Here is a 15,913-nt window from a genome sequence, read left to right on the forward strand (position 1 = left end):
GGACCGCAGGGCATGGGGCCTCGCATGGGGCAGGGGGCGGTGTTGCGGGTGGGCAGGGGCGGGCGTGCATCACCCACGTGGCCCTCGAGAAGGCGCCCCACCCCCCGCCGGTCGTAAGGATGCGGGCATGGGCATACGCACGCTCCTCAGCCGCTCGGCGCCAGGCGTGGGACTCGCGCCGGCCGCGCCGATCACGTCGGTTCCGGTGTTCGCGGCAACCGCAAGCACCGTCCGCGTCCCCACCGGCCTCGCGGCGGCCCTGCACCAGGCGACGGCGGGCCTCCGGCAACACCTGACCCAGGGATGGCGGCCGACCGGACCCACCGGCACGGCTGCGGGGCCCTTCGGCGCGGGTCCCACCGGAGCCGCTGCGGGGCCCTTCGGCACGGGTCCCACCGGCACCGCCGCCTTGCGGCCCGGCATCGACCCGTCCGCCACGCCCGGCCTCACCGGCCGCACCCCCGCCGCCCCACGCCCCGGCACCCCCGCCGCACCCGGCCGGACACCCCACCCCTGGGCCGAGCTGGCCCGCGGCTACCTGACCCTCGTTCTCGCGCTGCTCCCGCGGCCCCGCCCGGCGCACACCACCATCACCGTGTTCCTCGCGACGACCGACGGCTTCCTCAGCGAGCGGCCGGACTGCTCGGCTCCGTCTCGCCGACGCGGCCGGAACCGCCGGGGGCCGGAACCGGACGCCACACCCTGACCCCGACCGCGTACAGCAGCAGCGCCGGGACGAGCCCCGCACCCGCGCCGAAGCACACCGTCGGAATGATCTCCCACGGTTTCGCGGCCGAGCCCCAGTAGGCCCACCACCGCGACGCCCGCTGCACCGCACCCACGAACGCGAAACCGCCGATCACGGCAGCGGCCCCCCACCGGTCCCGCACCGACAGCACCGGAACACCCACCGGTTCGCCCCCGGGCATCCGCCGCACCGCGCGCGCCACGAACACCGCGATCACGACCGCCGCCACCGCCGAACCCCCGTACTGCAGATACCAGTACAGCGGCGAGCCCGCCACCTCCCGGCCCAGTACGGGAAACAGCCGCATTCCCCACCGGTCGAGATGCGTGAACGCGTCCCACACGACGTGCGTCAGCGCGCCCAGCACCGCGGACACGTACCACCACACCACCAGCGACGGCCGCACGCGCGCGCGTGGCGCCCCGCACCGCACCAGGGCGGCCACCCGCCCCTGCCGGCCCCGCGGCAGCAGCGCCACCAGCGGCTCGCGCACCAGCAGCCACAGCCCCACGAGCGCCCAGGCGACCAGCACATCGACCGTGAAGACGCCCGGCAACGAGTGCGTGACGTCACCGAACTCCATCGCCCCGGACAGCACACTCGCCGCGTAGTAGGTCATGTCGGGCGCGAAGGAACCCGCCACGAGCGCGGCGGGCACCAGTCGGCCCCGGCCGCTCCCGTCGGTGCGCACGGCGGGCAGTACGGCCGCCGCGTGGCTCAGCGTGAACGGCAACTCGGCTCCTCACGACGGTCGTTACCAGGCAGTTCGGAAGGCCCCAGTATGCGGGATGCCGCACACGGGCAGTCCGTCGCGCTCTCCGCATGACCAACTGGTGAAAAACGGGCACGAACGGGTGCCCGAGCAAAGGAAGTTGTCGTAGGGTCGCCAGGGTCACCGTCCCGGGGGCAGGAGACAGGCCGCCGGAGGGCAACCACTCGGGCCGGTCGATCGTCACAACAAAGCGAAACTGAGCGAACGCAACAGCAGTACGCGAACGCACCACACGGAGCGCGAGAGACAGAGACGGGCGCTCGGGCGTCCACGGGAGGGGTTCACTCTATGGCGGCGCAATTCGGCAGGAGGCTGCGCAAAGGGGCGGCAACCACCGCCGTGGCCGCGGTAGCGGTCGCGGCCCTGTCCGCCTCCCAGGCTCCGGGCGTGAACGACCACGGCAGACAGACTGCCGCGGACGCCGGCCCCTCGCCCGAAGCCGGCGCCTCCGACGGCAGCGCCACCGGCAACTCGCCGTACTACACGGACCTGCCGCCGCTCAAGAGCCCCAACCCCTCCCCGTCCGCCGGGCCGGCCCCGGGCGGCCAGGGCGAGACCGAGGCGGGCATCCCCGCGACCGTCCTCGACGCGTACAAGAAGGCCGAGGCCTCGCTGCGCGAGTCCAAGCCCGGTTGCAACCTGCCCTGGCAACTCCTCGCCGCCATCGGCCGGGTGGAGTCGGGCCAGGCCCGCGGAGGCCGGGTCGACGCCGAGGGCACCACGATCGGGAAGATCCTCGGCCCGCAGCTCGACGGCAACGGCTTCGCCCTCATCAGGGACACCGACAACGGCGCGTACGACGGCAACAGCACGTACGACCAGGCCGTCGGCCCCATGCAGTTCATCCCGTCCACCTGGGCGTGGGCGGGCCGCGACGGCAACGCCGACGGCAAGAAGGACCCCAACAACATCTACGACGCCGCCCTCGCCGCCGGCCACTACCTCTGCCGCAACAACTGGGACCTGTCCGACCAGGACGACCTCGACCGCGCGATCCTCAGCTACAACAACTCGCGCGAGTACCTGAACCTCGTCATGAGGTGGCTGGAGTACTACCGCAAGGGCACGCACGAGGTCCCGGACGGCACGGGCACGCTGCCGGACAACCGCAGCGACGACGGCGCCGGCGCGCGCCCGAGTCCCTCCGCCCCGGGCACGCCGTCCTCCGGCGCCTCCGAACCGAAGCCCAGCCCGCGGCCCGAGAAGCCCGGCGGCGGCACGACCACCCCGAAGCCGCCGCCCACCTCGCCCGGTACTCCGAGCGCGCCGCCCTCGACGTCCCCCACGCCCACCCCCACCCCCACCGACACGGTGCACCACCTGGAGGACGCCGGAACGGCGAAGCTCACCGCCATGGCCGGCGACACGTTCGCCCAGCGCATCAGCACCCGTGCCGAGACGAAGGCCGGCAAGGCCGTCGCCAAGGTCCGCATCCGCTTCACCATCCTCGGCGACACGGACACCACCTTCACCGGCGGCGAGAGCGTGGCCACGGTCGCCACCAACAGCTCCGGCGTGGCCGTCGCCCCCGCCCTGCGCGCGGGCGAGAAGACGGGCGGCGTCACCGTCCGGGCCACCGTCGTGGCCCGTACCGTTCCCGGCCTCGACTACACGGCCACCGTCACCGAACGCGCCGCCGACACCCTCGCCCGCACCGGCGACGCAGCGCTGACCTGCACCCCCGGCGGCGAGTTCGCCAACCAGGTCGAGGTGAAGGCCACCTACAAGGGCGCCGTGGCGGACGGCGTCGCGGCCACCGCCACGCTCATCAAGTCGGCGGACGACCCGACCGCCAACGACAAGGGCCCCTACTTCAAGGACGCCGACGGCAAGACCGTGCGCACCCTGTCGGGCCTGAAGACGGACGGCAACGGCCTGCTGAAGCTGCCGAAGCTCTACGCGGACGACACCACCGGCACGTTCCTGCTCCGCATCAGCACCGCGGGCGGCGCGACCCTCACCGTCGAACTGACCGTGGCGGCCGCCGAGACGTCCTCGCCGAGCCCGTCGGCGAGCCCGAGCGCGTAGTTCTCAGGTAGGACATACGACGCCCCTCTGTTGAAGAGGGGCGTCGTTGTGTGTGCAACGTGTTCTCATCTCCGCCGCCCGTTGCTACGGTGCCGAGAAACCTGACGGTGTATCAGCTCAACCGTGGGGAGGCCCCGTATGCGCGCACTCGTCGCCGCCGCCACCGGTCTCGCCGTCGCGTTCGCCGTGGTCCTGACGCTGACCGCCCTCGGCACGCCCTCGGGCGGGACATCCCCGAAGCCGCTGCTGACGACGGTGCCCGCACACCCCTGACCGCCCGCCCGGGAGGGAGACCGAGATGCGCCGCAAGGCCGGCCTGGTCCTGCTCGCCCTCGCCGTGTTCTTCGCGGCACTGTCCCCCCTGCTGCGCTGGTACGCCTTCCCGCGCCTCGCCAAGGTCCCCGCGCACCAGTACCAGGACATGGTCCTTCAGGCGAAGGACGCCACCCTCCTCGACTACGCCACCATGCGGGCGAAGAAGGTCCCAGAGGTCACCATCGTGCAGACCCTCAAGGGCAACGTGGAGGCCTCCGAGCGGATCGAGGAGTCGGCGGGCCGGGACGTCGTCGTCTGGGACGGCCTGTCCTACGTCGTCGGCCCCGACGGCAAGATGGTGTCCAAGATCCCCGAGCGCTACATCTTCGACGCCCACACCCAGGAACCCGTCCACGCCACCGGCGAGATGGTCGACGGCGACCCCGTGCGCCGCGAGGGCATCGAGTTCAAGTGGCCCTTCCTCACCGAGAAGCGGGACTACGCGTACTTCGACGCCCAGGCCCGCGTCACGGCCCCCATCCACTACAAGGGCACCCGTGACTTCCGCGGCCTGGAGGTCTACTACTTCGAGCAGACCATCCCCTGGACCAAGGTGAAGATCCCGAAGGTCCTGCCCGTGGAGGGCCTCACCCCCGAGTCGGTCGCCCAGACCGGCACGACCCGCTGGTACACCACGGTCCGCAAGTTCTGGGTCGAACCCCTCACCGGCGCCCCCGTCTACGGCGAGGAACTCCACCAGGAGGAACTGCGCGGCGGCACCCTCCTCGGCGACCGCGACAAGGTCACCGCGTTCGCCGGCCACGTGAAGATGCGCGAGGACTACATCACGCACACCGTCGACCTGGTGAAGTCCCAGCGGCAGCTCATCCTGCTGATGACGTCCTGGCTGCCCTGGGGCTCCCTGACCCTCGGCGTCCTCCTGCTGGCCCTCGCGCTCTACGTGGAGGCCCGCGGCCGCCGCCGCTCCGGCCAGGCCCCCACGGCGGCCGAGGAACCGTCCCCCGTCAGCGCCTGAGCCGCGCGTTGGTGTGCCGGGTCGGCTCGGCCCCGGCCGGGTCCTCGGGCCACGGATGCTTCGGATACCGCCCGCGCAACTCCGCCCGCACACCCTTGTAGCCGTCCCGCCAGAAGGAGGCGAGATCGGCGGTGACGGCGGCCGGCCGCCCGGCCGGGGACAGCAGGTGCACCAGCAGCGGCACCCCGGCGACCCGGGGCGACTCCTGGAGCCCGAACATCTCCTGCAGCTTCACCGCGAGCACGGGCTGCTCGGGCCGCGCGTAGTCGATCCGGATGCTCGACCCGCTCGGCACGGTCATCCGCTCCGGGGCCAGCTCGTCGAGCCGCCCGGCCTCCCCGGACGCCCAGGGCAGCAGCCGCGCCAACGCCTCCCCGGCATCGATCCGCGCCAGATCCGCCCGCCGCCGCGCCCGGCCCAGCTCCGGCTCCAGCCACTCCTCCACGCGCGCGTGCAGCGCGTCGTCGCAGACGTCGGGCCAGGGCTCCCCGAGATGCAACCGCAGGAACGCCAGCCGCTGCCGCAGCACCACGGCCTCCGGCGACCACCGCAGCAGCCCGAACCCCTCCCGCCGCAGCCCGTCCAGCAGCGCCCCGCGCACCAGTCCCGGATCGGCGTCCCGCAACGCCCGCACGGCCAGCTCCACGGCCCCCAGCCGCTCCACCCGCCGCGCCACGACGTCCCCGCCGTCCCAGCGCACCTCGTCCCGCTCCTGGAGCAGCGCCCCGGCCGCGAGCCGCGCCACGTCCTCGTCGACGACGGCCCCGAGCTGCACGCGCGCGTGCCCCTTGCCGACGGGCCGGTCGGCGACGGCGACGGCGAGCCACGGAACGCCCCGCAGCGCGCTCCCGTCACCGACCTCGGCACGGGTCCCGGAGACCATGAGGTACGACCCGCCGTCGCTCCTGGCGACCCGCTCGGGAAAGGCGAGAGCGGCAACGAACCCGACCTGCCGCTCTTCCGGGGAGTCCGCCAAGGCTCCGACACCGGCATCTTGCGGGCGGTTACGCGTGGGTGGGTGGGAAATCTCCGAAACAACGGCCCGCAGCCGCCGCACCTCACTCCGCCACCGCGAGGAGTAGGCGTCACCCCCACGCCGAGCCCGCCGCAAGGCACCCGCCAGATCATCCCCGTACTCCCGAGGCGCCTCCTCACTCAACAGGGCGACGACCTCCGCGGCCGTCTCAGCCCCCACGAGCGGAACGGAATCCACCAAGGCCCGCCCCAACCGCGGATGAAGCCCCGACCGAGCCAGAACAACACCCCGCTCAGTGGCCCGCCCGACGGCGTCGACCGCCCCCACGGCGGCCAAGACGTCCCGAGCCGCCGCCATGGCCCCACCCGGTGGCATATCGAGCAGCGCCAGCCCGGACGCGTCCGGATCCCCCCAGCACGCCACCTGCAACGCGAACGCCGTCAGATCGGCCACCTTGATCTCCGGCGACGGATACCGCGGCAGACGCGCGTCCTCGGCCTCCGCCCAGCACCGGTACACCGCCCCCGGCGCCTCGCGCCCGGCCCGCCCCGCCCGCTGCCGCCCGGCCGCCTGCGACGCCCGTACCGTCGTCAGCGCGCTCAGACCGCGCGCGTGGTCCACCCGCGGCTCCCGCGCCAGCCCCGAGTCCACGACGACCCGCACGCCCGGCACCGTCAACGACGACTCCGCCACGGACGTGGCCAGCACCACCCGCCGCCGCTCCCCGGGCGCCAGCACCGCGTCCTGCACGGCCGCGGGCGCCCGCCCGTGCGCCTGGAGCACCTCCACACCGTCGAGCCCCCCGAGCTGCCCGGCGACCCGGGCGATCTCCCCGACGCCCGGCAGGAAACACAGCACGTCCCCGTCCCGCTCGGCCAGTGCCCGCCGCACCACCGACGCCACGTGCGCCAGCAGCGCCGGGTCGACCCGCATCCCGTGCGGCGGCCGCACGGGACGCACCGGCGGCGCCCACACCACGTCGACCGGATGAGCCGCCCCCCGCGCCTCCACCACCGGCGCGCCGCCCAGCAAGCCCGCCCACCCCTGGGCGTCCGTCGTCGCCGACGCCGCCACCAGTCGCAGCTCGGGCCGCAGCGTCTCCCGTACGTCCCACAGGAACGCCGCCACGGTGTCGGCGTCCAGGTGCCGCTCGTGGCACTCGTCGAGCACCACCACGTCCACCCCGGCCAGCTCCTGGTCCCGTTGCAGCCGCTGGAGCAGCACACCGGTCGTGACGACCTCCACGCGCGTGTGCCGCCCGACGACCCGTTCCCCGCGCACGGTGTAGCCGACGCTCTCGCCGGTCTTCTCGCCCAGCAGCCACGCCATCCGCCGCGCTGCCGCCCGGGCCGCGATCCGCCGCGGTTCGGCGACGACGACCCGCCGCCCGGGCCGGTCGCCCAGCAGCCCCGACAGCGCGAGCGGAACGAGCGTTGTCTTGCCGGTGCCGGGCGGCGCCACCAGCACGGCGGTGCCGTGTCCCTCCAGGGCGTCGTCCAGACCGGGCAGGGCACTGCGGACGGGCAGCGCGTCCAGGGCGTCGTAACGGATCACGCCGTCAGTCTCGTAACGGATCACGCGGTCAGTCTCGTACGCATACGAAGATCGCCGTGCCCGGGATCAGGTTCCCGCGCAGCGGCGACCAGCCGCCCCACTCGGACGTGTTCCAGGACGGCCACTCCGGCTCCACCAGGTCCACCAGCCGGAAGCCCGACGCCACGACGTCCCGGACCCGGTCGCCGAGCGTGCGGTGGTGCTCCACGTAGACCGCGCGGCCCTCCTCGTCCTGCTCGACGTAGGGCGTGCGGTCGAAGTAGGAGCCCGACACCGACAGGCCCTCCGGTCCCGGCTCGTCCGGGAAGGCCCAGCGGATCGGATGCGTCACCGAGAAGACCAGGCGGCCTCCGGGACGCAGCACCCGGCGCACCTCGCGCAGCACCTGGCGCGGGTCGGCGACGAAGGGCAGCGCCCCGTACGCCGAGCAGGCCAGGTCGAAGGAGCCGTCGGCGAAGGGCAGCGCACCGGCGTCGGCGCACACCAGGGGGAACGATCCGCCGATGCGCAGCGCGTGCTGCAACTGCCGGTGCGAGATGTCCAGGGCGACCGGGCGGGCCCCCTGGGCGGCCAGCCAGCGCGAGCACTGGGCGGCGCCGGCGCCGATCTCCAGGACGTCCAGGCCCTTCAGCTCCTCCGGCGGGCCGAGCAGCTCGGCCTCCACCTCGTCCAGCCCCTCGGGGCCCCACACGAAGCGGTCGTCGCCGAGGAACGTGCCGTGCTCGACCTGGTACTCGTCCGCGTTGCGGTCCCACCAGCCACGGTTGGCGCGGGAGCTCTCCGTGACCCCGGCGGCACGCCGGGTGGCCTCGGGTTCGGACGCTTCGGACTCTTGGATGATCGGCTCCCTCGTCGTACTCTTCCGTCCAGCCGGTCCCGGCGGCGTCACGAAGGGCGTGTCATACGGCCCACGTGGCCTCGGACGATATGACTTGTGCCGGGTATGCGGCGTTCCGTCCCGCGTGGGCGGCTTCGCGCATTGACCCTGCCCGGCTGCCCCCGTATGCTACAAGTTGCGCTGCGGGCCTGCGCACCTCAGACGTAGCAGGCTGCGCTCGCATCTGTATGTATGTCCCCTCGGTTGTCGAGGCGCCACCGTTCTTGTGTGGCGCTTCCTTGGCTGTCCGGCTTCTGCAGAGCGAAACGGGCTCCCGGCGTAGCAGTACCTACGACTTCAATGTCCGTACCGGAGCCCTTTCCCACATGACGAGCAGCACCGAGACCACCGCCACCACCCCGCAGGTAGCGGTCAACGACATCGGTAACGAGGAAGCATTCCTCGCAGCGATCGACGAGACGATCAAGTACTTCAACGACGGCGACATCGTCGACGGCGTCATCGTGAAGGTCGACCGGGACGAGGTCCTGCTCGACATCGGTTACAAGACCGAAGGTGTCATCCCGAGCCGCGAGCTCTCGATCAAGCACGACGTCGACCCGAACGAGGTCGTCGCCGTCGGCGACGAGATCGAGGCCCTGGTCCTCCAGAAGGAGGACAAGGAAGGCCGCCTGATCCTCTCGAAGAAGCGCGCCCAGTACGAGCGTGCCTGGGGCACCATCGAGAAGATCAAGGAAGAGGACGGCATCGTCACCGGTACCGTCATCGAGGTCGTCAAGGGTGGTCTCATCCTCGACATCGGCCTCCGCGGCTTCCTCCCGGCCTCCCTGGTCGAGATGCGCCGCGTCCGCGACCTCCAGCCCTACGTGGGCAAGGAGCTCGAGGCGAAGATCATCGAGCTGGACAAGAACCGCAACAACGTGGTCCTGTCCCGCCGTGCCTGGCTGGAGCAGACCCAGTCCGAGGTCCGCCAGACGTTCCTCACGACCCTCCAGAAGGGTCAGGTCCGTTCCGGCGTCGTCTCCTCGATCGTCAACTTCGGTGCCTTCGTGGACCTGGGTGGCGTCGACGGTCTGGTCCACGTCTCCGAGCTGTCCTGGAAGCACATCGACCACCCCTCCGAGGTCGTCGAGGTCGGCCAGGAGGTCACGGTCGAGGTCCTCGACGTCGACATGGACCGCGAGCGCGTCTCCCTGTCGCTGAAGGCGACCCAGGAAGACCCGTGGCAGCAGTTCGCCCGCACCCACCAGATCGGCCAGGTCGTGCCCGGCAAGGTCACGAAGCTGGTTCCGTTCGGTGCGTTCGTCCGCGTGGACGAGGGCATCGAGGGTCTGGTCCACATCTCCGAGCTGGCCGAGCGCCACGTGGAGATCCCGGAGCAGGTCGTCCAGGTCAACGACGAGATCTTCGTCAAGGTCATCGACATCGACCTCGAGCGCCGTCGCATCAGCCTCTCGCTGAAGCAGGCCAACGAGTCCTTCGGTGCCGACCCGGCCGCGGTCGAGTTCGACCCGACCCTGTACGGCATGGCCGCGTCCTACGACGACCAGGGCAACTACATCTACCCCGAGGGCTTCGACCCCGAGACCAACGACTGGCTCGAGGGCTACGAGAAGCAGCGCGAGGAGTGGGAGCGCCAGTACGCCGAGGCGCAGCAGCGCTTCGAGCAGCACCAGGCGCAGGTCATCAAGTCCCGCGAGGCGGACGCCCAGGCCGCTGCCGAGGGTGGCGAGGCCGCCGCTCCGGCCGCGTCCGGTGGCGGTTCGTACTCCTCCGAGGGCCCGGACAACTCCGGTGCGCTGGCCTCGGACGAGGCGCTCGCCGCGCTTCGCGAGAAGCTGGCCGGTGGGCAGAGCTGACGCTCGCTGACCAGTAGCTGTTCCTGACCGAGGGCTCGCACCTTTCGAGGTGCGGGCCCTCGGTGCGTGCCGGGCCCGGCTCCAGCCAAGATCGGAATTCTCCTCTTCCGGGAATGCCCATGCCCGCAACGGCGTTGTGGAGTATGAACACGAGGAGGAGCGGTCACTGTGCTTGATCCGCAGGGTTTGTACGCATGGGAGCCGAAGGGCCTGGCCGTCGTCGACATGGCGCTGGCGCAGGAGTCGGCCGGTCTTGTCATGCTCTACCACTTCGACGGATACATCGACGCGGGCGAGGCCGGCGACCAGATCGTCGACCGGGTCCTCGACTCGCTGCCCCACCAGGTCGTCGCCCGCTTCGACCACGACCGGCTCGTGGACTACCGTGCCCGCCGCCCGCTGCTGACGTTCAAGCGCGACCGCTGGAGCGACTACGAGGACCCCGCCATCGAGGTGCGCCTCGTGCAGGACGCCACCGGAGCGCCGTTCCTGCTGCTGTCCGGCCCCGAGCCGGACGTGGAATGGGAGCGCTTCGCCGCGGCCGTGAAGCAGATCGTGGAGCGGCTCGGCGTCCGCCTGTCCGTGAACTTCCACGGCATCCCCATGGGCGTCCCGCACACCCGGCCGGTCGGCCTCACGCCGCACGGCAACCGCACGGACCTCGTCCCGGGCCACCGCAGCCCGTTCGACGAGGCGCAGGTGCCCGGCAGCGCCGAGTCGCTCATCGAGTACCGCCTGCTCCAGGCCGGGCACGACGTGCTCGGCGTCGCCGCCCACGTCCCGCACTACATCGCCCGCTCCCCGTACCCGGACGCGGCCCTGACGGTCCTGGAGGCCATCACGGCGGCGACCGGACTGGTGCTGCCCGGCATCGCCCACGCCCTGCGCTCGGACGCCCACCGCACCCAGACGGAGATCGACCGGCAGATCCGCGAGGGCGACGAGGACCTCACCGCCCTCGTCGAGGGCCTGGAGCACCAGTACGACGCCGTGGCCGGCGCGGAAACCCGCGGCAACATGCTCGCCGAGCCCGTCGACATCCCGTCGGCGGACGAAATCGGCCGTGAGTTCGAAAAGTTCCTGGCGGAGAGAGAAGGCGACGGCTGACGCGCCCCGCCCGGGGCGTGGGCCTGTGCCGAGACGCGGCTGCACCGCGGGGCGCTCCCGGCCCCCACGGGTGCGCACCTGCCGTACGGCCTCCCCGGCGGAGCGTCTACGCTGCGGCACATGCTGAAGGTGGGCCTGACCGGTGGTATCGGCGCCGGCAAGAGTGAGGTGTCACGGCTGCTCGTCGAGTGCGGCGCCGTGCTGATCGACGCGGACCGCATCGCCCGGGAGGTCGTCGCACCCGGTACCCCGGGCCTCGCCTCGGTCGTGGAGGCCTTCGGCGATGAGGTCCTCACCGCCAACGGCAGCCTGGACCGGCCCAAGCTCGGCTCCATCGTCTTCTCCGACCCGGCCAAGCTCGCCACCCTCAACTCGATCGTGCACCCCCTGGTGGGCGCCCGCTCCCGCGAACTGGAGGAGGCCGCCGCCGAGGACGCTGTCGTCGTCCACGACGTCCCGCTCCTCACGGAGAACGGCCTGGCGCCGCTCTACGACGTCGTGATCGTCGTCGACGCGAGCCCCGAGACCCAGCTCGACCGGCTCCTGACGCGGCGCGGCATGACCGAGAAGGACGCCCGCGCGCGGATGGCCGCCCAGGCGACACGCGAGCAGCGCCGGGAGATCGCGGACGTCGTCATCGACAACGACGTGCCGCTGGAGGAGCTGGAGCGCCGGGTGCGGGAGGTGTGGACGGAGCTGCTGCGCAGGTCCCGGGCGTCCCGGCCGTCCCCTCAGGAATAGCGGCCCCCCGAGGGGGCGTTGAACCTGCGCAGTGAGGGAAGGACTCTGCCGTGCCCGAGACCAGCGGTTCGACCGGACGTACCCCGGAGACGAACGTCATCGACTTCCGCGCCGCCGAACAACTGCTCGCGGCGCGGGACCCGCGGGGCGCGGTGAAGCTGCTCGACTCGGTCATCGCCGCGCACCCGGAGAACACCGCCGCGCGGCTGCTGCGCGCGCGTGCCTTCTTCGCCGCGGCACAGCTGAGGCCGGCCGAGCTGGAGTTCTCCATCGTGCTGGAGCGCGAGCCGGACAACGCGTTCGCGCACTTCGCACTCGCCCGCACCTATGAGCGGCAGGGCCGCCCCGACCAGGCGAAACGCCATTTCCGCCTGGCGGCCGCGCTGGATCCGAACCCGGAGTTCCTGAAGGCGGCGCGCTTCGAGTCCTGAGCCCGGCCCCGCCCCCTCAGGTGCGGTCGTCCGGTGGCCGGTAGGGCGGGATGTCGGGGCCCGGCTGGTAGTGCGGGCCCTGGCGGATGTGCCGGAGGACGACGGCGAGGTCGACCGTGACCACCAGGAGCAGCACGCCGCAGGCGATGGCCCAGCCGGGCCGCCCGGCGAGCGCGAACGCGACCGTCCCGACGAGCGCCCAGAGCAGCCCCCACAGGCTCAGCCAGAAGCGCGCCCGCAGCGCACTGCGCGCGGTCCTCGGTTCACTGCCGGTACGCATCGTCCGATCACCACTCCTTCTTTGCAACGTACTCTTCCCGGCAAGGGTCCACCAAAGGCCGACAGGGGGAGTCGTGCTGCCGGGCGCCGACGCCTTGCCCGAGATCCTTCGAGATTCGGCTCGCCGAGGGCCTCGCCGAGCGGCTCGCCGAGGCCCCGGCGGCCCTGGGCCCGTACTTCTCCGTGTACGTGTTCCACTGGGCCGGCTCCAGTTCGAGCGGGCGCGGCTCGGGGAGCGGGCCGTCGGGGACCACCTGCGGGCCGACGGCCACTGGTACGGGGCACGGCTGGTTCCTGCTGTAGTCGCTGGAGCTTCCCCCTGGAGCTGTCTGCCGGTTCACTCGGTCGGGTGAAGGCGGGCGGGAGGGGAACGGCTGTGCGGGGGCGGCCCGTTGGACGGGCATGGAGCTGAAAATGCGTGAGGGGTACGAGGGGACGGGACCCGGGGCCATCACCCCGGACGGCTGCGCGGTGGAGCTCTACTCACGGCTCCCCGTCGGGGAGGAACCGGCCATCATCGCCGCCGCGGTGCCCGAGGGCGCCCGCATCCTGGAACTGGGCAGCGGCGTCGGGCGCATGACGCATGGACTGCTGGAGCGCGGGTTCACGGTCACAGCGGTGGACGAGTCCGCCGACATGCTGGAGCGCGTACGCGGCGCGCGGACGATATGCAGCCCGATCGAGGAACTGGACCTGGGCGAGACGTTCGACGTGGTGCTGCTCGCGTCGTTCCTCGTGCACACGGGAAACCCTGAGGTGCGGCGGGGCCTGCTGCGCACCTGTACGCGTCATGTCACCGAAGACGGCTGCGTGCTGATCCAGCGGGAGGGAGAGGACTACCACTCGAACGTACCGCGCGAGCGGGTGGACCCCAGCGGCTTCACCGTGCGCATCGTCTCCTCGGAGCCGGTCGGCGACGGGGTCAACTCGGTCCGCGCGGAGTACGAGTTCCCGGACGCGGTCTGGACGCAGACGTTCCGAGCCCGGCCGCTGACCAAGGAGCAGTTCGAGGAAGCACTGGAGGAGGCGGGGCTGAGGGTCGACCGGTATCTGACGGAGGATCGCATATGGGTGAGGGCGGTGCCGACGGGCAAGGCCGCCTAGGCGCGCCCGGCCGGCGGCCGTCCACGAGGCGAGCAAGTCAGGGGCCTATTCCGCCGGGCGGCGATGAGTTCCAGGGCGAGGGGCGGTCTACCTCTGCGACATCAGCACGGACCGCTTCCCCAGGAGACCTCCATGTCCGAGAACACCGCTTCCGTCAGCGCCGTTCCTTCCACCTCCTCCGCCCCCGCCGCCCCGGCCGGCGTCGTCATCGCCGAGTCCGCGACCGCCCGCGGGCGGCGTGCCCGGATCGCGCTGCGAGGTCTGCAGATCCTGCTCGCCCTCTTCTACGCGGTCGCGAGCGCCCTGCCCAAGCTGATCGGGCACGCCTCGGCTGCCGAGTCCTTCGACGAGCTGGGGTGGGGCAGCGCGGGGATGTACACCATCGGAGCACTCGAACTGGCCGGTGCGGTCGCCCTGTTGATCCCGGTGCTGCAGTCGGTGGCGGCGATGGCGCTGGGCGCATTGATGGTGGGCGCGTTCATCGTGCAGATAGCCGTCTTCGACGGGCAGTACGCGGCGACACCGCTCATCCTGCTCGTGCCGCTCGCCCTCATCGCCTGGGCGCGGCGGGGGCACAACGCCGATCTGCTGCGGCTGCTGCGGCGAGCGGCGTGAGCGTGCCGCGTGCGACGGGGTGGTGCCGTGTTCCGCCGCCCCGCCTGCCCGTCGGGACGCTCCGCTCAGGGCCGCGGTTTGCCCGAGCCGCTGCCGAAGCCGCCGGGACCGAAGCCTCCAGGGCCGGGGCCGCCGCCGAGGTTGCCGCCGGGGCCTGCCAGTCCGCGGAGGCGTTCCAGTTCGCGGCGGTCCCGCTTCGTCGGGCGGCCCGCGCCGCGGTCGCGGATCCCGGCCGGGGCGACGGCCTCGCGGGGCGGGGGCGGCGGGGAGTTGTCGATGTAGCACTGGGCGGCCACGGGAGCGCCGACCCGCTTGCGGATCAGCCGCTTGACGACGACGACCCGCTCCCGGCCCTCGTGCCGCAGGCGCACCTCGTCACCGACGCGCACGGCGTGGGCGGGCTTCACGCGCTCGCCGTTGACGCGCACGTGCCCGCCCCGGCAGGCCGTGGCGCCCAGGGAACGGGTCTTGACGAGGCGTACGGACCAGATCCAGCTGTCGACGCGGACGGTCTCGCCGCGCTGCGGCCCGGCGGCCTCCGCGGCGGCGATGGCGGCGGCGATCTTCGGATCCAGCGTCTTCGCCAGCCCGGTGCCGCTCGCCTCCCCGGTGCCGCTCGCCTCCCCGGCGCTGCCCTCGGAGCCGCTCGCCTCGGCCGGCGAGGCGTTCGCGGGCGACGTGTCGGCGGGCGGCGGGGCACCGGCCGCCGTGTCGTCGCTCCCGCCCGTCCTGTCGTACTCCGCACCTCGTGAAGCCATGTCCCCGACCTTAGCCTTCCCCGTGCCCGGGACGGGCGGGCATTTCGGGCTCCGTCCAAATCCGCCAAACAACTTTTGCAAAAATAGTTTTGCCATGGGAGGGATGCGGCTTACTCTCCCCGCATGGACAGCGACGAGCACGGACGCGTACTGGATCCCGAGCGCGACACCGCCGCACTGAAGGCTCTCACCCACCCCCTGCGCATCCAGCTGCTCGGGCTGCTGCGGCAGGACGGGCCGGCCACGGCCAGCGAGCTCGCCGCGCGGACGGGGGAGTCGTCGGCGTCGACCAGTTACCACCTGCGAGTGCTGGCGAAGTACGCGTTCATCGCGGAGGCCGAGCACCGGGACGGGCGGGAGCGGCGCTGGCGGGCGCTGCACACCGTGACCTCCTGGAGCAACGAGACGATGGAGTCCTCGGCGGCGGGCCGGGCCTTCGTCAGCCTGGCGCGGCGGCGGCAGATCGAGCACCTGGAGTCGGCCCTCGTCCGGCACGAGACGGACATGGCCGCCGGGCGGCTCGGTCAGGAGTGGGTGGAGCCGTCCGGGATCAGCGACCTGATGCCGCGGCTGACGGCCGGGTCGCTCACGGAACTCTGGGAGACGATCGCCCGGAAGCTGGAGGAACTGACCGCCCGGGACGCGGAGGACCCGCGCGCCGCACAGGTCGTGCTCCTCACCGCCGGCCTGCCGCTCGCCCCGCGTGAACGGGATGACAGCACGCGTGAACGGGATGACAGCACGCGCGAACAGGACGCCGCCACGGCGGAGGACACGGCCCACGAGGGCACGTCGTGACCGACCGCGTGACC

The 15,913-nt window shown here is 72.4% G+C and carries 16 protein-coding genes; 11 read left to right on the top strand and 5 right to left on the bottom strand.

What is annotated here, in order from left to right; translation table 11 throughout:
• The first annotated feature begins 127 nt into the window (after positions 1-127).
• Positions 128-706, top strand: coding sequence for a hypothetical protein (locus tag ACSUPV_RS30600; RefSeq protein ID WP_359791015.1), 579 nt, complete (start codon positions 128-130; stop codon positions 704-706).
• On the opposite strand, the gene ACSUPV_RS30605 is transcribed toward ACSUPV_RS30600, so the two are convergent.
• Positions 624-1,481 (bottom strand): DUF4184 family protein, encoded by an 858-nt coding sequence (locus ACSUPV_RS30605; RefSeq protein WP_037757111.1) that lies wholly within the window; start codon positions 1,479-1,481, stop codon positions 624-626. The two genes, ACSUPV_RS30600 and ACSUPV_RS30605, sit on opposite strands and share 83 nt — an antisense overlap.
• A gap of 327 nt (positions 1,482-1,808) precedes the next feature.
• On the opposite strand from ACSUPV_RS30605, the gene ACSUPV_RS30610 reads away from it, so the two are divergent.
• The 3 genes from ACSUPV_RS30610 to ACSUPV_RS30620 all read left to right on the top strand — a co-directional run bounded on the left by ACSUPV_RS30610 (position 1,809) and on the right by ACSUPV_RS30620 (position 4,839).
• Positions 1,809-3,548: a lytic murein transglycosylase gene (locus ACSUPV_RS30610; protein WP_436948948.1), complete on the top strand. Its 1,740-nt coding sequence runs from the start codon at positions 1,809-1,811 to the stop codon at positions 3,546-3,548.
• A gap of 138 nt (positions 3,549-3,686) precedes the next feature.
• Positions 3,687-3,821, top strand: a complete 135-nt coding sequence (locus ACSUPV_RS30615) for an SPW_0924 family protein (RefSeq protein WP_106975450.1) — start codon at positions 3,687-3,689, stop codon at positions 3,819-3,821.
• Positions 3,822-3,846: 25 nt separating this feature from the next.
• The gene (locus tag ACSUPV_RS30620; protein ID WP_037757107.1) at positions 3,847-4,839 is read left to right on the top strand and encodes a DUF3068 domain-containing protein; all 993 of its coding nucleotides are present in this window, start codon (positions 3,847-3,849) and stop codon (positions 4,837-4,839) included.
• Here the strand turns inward: ACSUPV_RS30620 and hrpB are convergent.
• The gene (gene hrpB / locus ACSUPV_RS30625) at positions 4,829-7,369 is read right to left on the bottom strand and encodes an ATP-dependent helicase HrpB (RefSeq protein ID WP_436949957.1); all 2,541 of its coding nucleotides are present in this window, start codon (positions 7,367-7,369) and stop codon (positions 4,829-4,831) included. The two genes, ACSUPV_RS30620 and hrpB, sit on opposite strands and share 11 nt — an antisense overlap.
• A gap of 28 nt (positions 7,370-7,397) precedes the next feature.
• A complete protein-coding gene (locus ACSUPV_RS30630) occupies positions 7,398-8,258 on the bottom strand; it encodes a class I SAM-dependent methyltransferase (protein WP_051648205.1) in 861 nt (286 codons plus the stop codon).
• Between the two features lie 314 nt (positions 8,259-8,572).
• Between ACSUPV_RS30630 and rpsA the strand changes: the two genes are divergently transcribed.
• The 4 genes from rpsA to ACSUPV_RS30650 all read left to right on the top strand — a co-directional run bounded on the left by rpsA (position 8,573) and on the right by ACSUPV_RS30650 (position 12,345).
• Positions 8,573-10,066 carry a 30S ribosomal protein S1 gene (gene rpsA / locus ACSUPV_RS30635; protein WP_031115633.1) on the top strand — a complete coding sequence of 498 codons (1,494 nt, stop codon included), beginning with the start codon at positions 8,573-8,575 and terminating at the stop codon, positions 10,064-10,066.
• Positions 10,067-10,234: 168 nt separating this feature from the next.
• Positions 10,235-11,173 (top strand): PAC2 family protein, encoded by a 939-nt coding sequence (locus tag ACSUPV_RS30640; RefSeq protein WP_037757105.1) that lies wholly within the window; start codon positions 10,235-10,237, stop codon positions 11,171-11,173.
• A gap of 120 nt (positions 11,174-11,293) precedes the next feature.
• Complete coding sequence (gene coaE / locus ACSUPV_RS30645) at positions 11,294-11,914, top strand: dephospho-CoA kinase (protein ID WP_436948949.1); 621 nt, start codon at positions 11,294-11,296, stop codon at positions 11,912-11,914.
• Between the two features lie 50 nt (positions 11,915-11,964).
• Positions 11,965-12,345 (top strand): tetratricopeptide repeat protein, encoded by a 381-nt coding sequence (locus ACSUPV_RS30650; RefSeq protein WP_436948950.1) that lies wholly within the window; start codon positions 11,965-11,967, stop codon positions 12,343-12,345.
• A gap of 16 nt (positions 12,346-12,361) precedes the next feature.
• Here ACSUPV_RS30650 and ACSUPV_RS30655 read toward each other — a convergent pair whose 3' ends face one another.
• A complete protein-coding gene (locus tag ACSUPV_RS30655) occupies positions 12,362-12,625 on the bottom strand; it encodes a DUF6343 family protein (protein WP_436948952.1) in 264 nt (87 codons plus the stop codon).
• A gap of 401 nt (positions 12,626-13,026) precedes the next feature.
• On the opposite strand from ACSUPV_RS30655, the gene ACSUPV_RS30660 reads away from it, so the two are divergent.
• Together ACSUPV_RS30660 and ACSUPV_RS30665 are read left to right on the top strand one after the other, a co-directional pair.
• Complete coding sequence (locus tag ACSUPV_RS30660) at positions 13,027-13,728, top strand: class I SAM-dependent methyltransferase (protein ID WP_037757101.1); 702 nt, start codon at positions 13,027-13,029, stop codon at positions 13,726-13,728.
• A gap of 132 nt (positions 13,729-13,860) precedes the next feature.
• Positions 13,861-14,343, top strand: a complete 483-nt coding sequence (locus ACSUPV_RS30665) for a DoxX family protein (protein ID WP_436948953.1) — start codon at positions 13,861-13,863, stop codon at positions 14,341-14,343.
• Positions 14,344-14,408: 65 nt separating this feature from the next.
• On the opposite strand, the gene ACSUPV_RS30670 is transcribed toward ACSUPV_RS30665, so the two are convergent.
• On the bottom strand, positions 14,409-15,101 hold the full coding sequence (locus ACSUPV_RS30670) for an RNA-binding S4 domain-containing protein (RefSeq protein WP_051648203.1): 693 nt from the start codon (positions 15,099-15,101) through the stop codon (positions 14,409-14,411).
• Positions 15,102-15,224: 123 nt separating this feature from the next.
• On the opposite strand from ACSUPV_RS30670, the gene ACSUPV_RS30675 reads away from it, so the two are divergent.
• On the top strand, positions 15,225-15,899 hold the full coding sequence (locus ACSUPV_RS30675; protein ID WP_436948954.1) for an ArsR/SmtB family transcription factor: 675 nt from the start codon (positions 15,225-15,227) through the stop codon (positions 15,897-15,899).
• Positions 15,900-15,913 lie beyond the last annotated feature (14 nt).

The organism is Streptomyces sp. SudanB52_2052, assembly GCF_964272415.1.
GTDB classification, from domain to species: Bacteria; Actinomycetota; Actinomycetes; order Streptomycetales; family Streptomycetaceae; genus Streptomyces; species Streptomyces olindensis.

Excerpts from the sequence above, each read along its gene's own strand:
- ACSUPV_RS30610 (WP_436948948.1), top strand. The coding sequence starts at position 1,809 with ATGGCGGCGCAATTCGGCAGGAGGCTGCGCAAAGGGGCGGCAACCACC.
- ACSUPV_RS30660 (WP_037757101.1), top strand. The coding sequence starts at position 13,027 with ATGGAGCTGAAAATGCGTGAGGGGTACGAGGGGACGGGACCCGGGGCC.
- ACSUPV_RS30675 (WP_436948954.1), top strand. The coding sequence starts at position 15,225 with ATGGACAGCGACGAGCACGGACGCGTACTGGATCCCGAGCGCGACACC.
- ACSUPV_RS30615 (WP_106975450.1), top strand. The coding sequence starts at position 3,687 with ATGCGCGCACTCGTCGCCGCCGCCACCGGTCTCGCCGTCGCGTTCGCC.
- ACSUPV_RS30655 (WP_436948952.1), bottom strand. The coding sequence starts at position 12,625 with ATGCGTACCGGCAGTGAACCGAGGACCGCGCGCAGTGCGCTGCGGGCG.
- ACSUPV_RS30600 (WP_359791015.1), top strand. The coding sequence starts at position 128 with ATGGGCATACGCACGCTCCTCAGCCGCTCGGCGCCAGGCGTGGGACTC.
- coaE (WP_436948949.1), top strand. The coding sequence starts at position 11,294 with ATGCTGAAGGTGGGCCTGACCGGTGGTATCGGCGCCGGCAAGAGTGAG.
- ACSUPV_RS30620 (WP_037757107.1), top strand. The coding sequence starts at position 3,847 with ATGCGCCGCAAGGCCGGCCTGGTCCTGCTCGCCCTCGCCGTGTTCTTC.
- ACSUPV_RS30670 (WP_051648203.1), bottom strand. The coding sequence starts at position 15,101 with ATGGCTTCACGAGGTGCGGAGTACGACAGGACGGGCGGGAGCGACGAC.
- ACSUPV_RS30665 (WP_436948953.1), top strand. The coding sequence starts at position 13,861 with ATGTCCGAGAACACCGCTTCCGTCAGCGCCGTTCCTTCCACCTCCTCC.
- rpsA (WP_031115633.1), top strand. The coding sequence starts at position 8,573 with ATGACGAGCAGCACCGAGACCACCGCCACCACCCCGCAGGTAGCGGTC.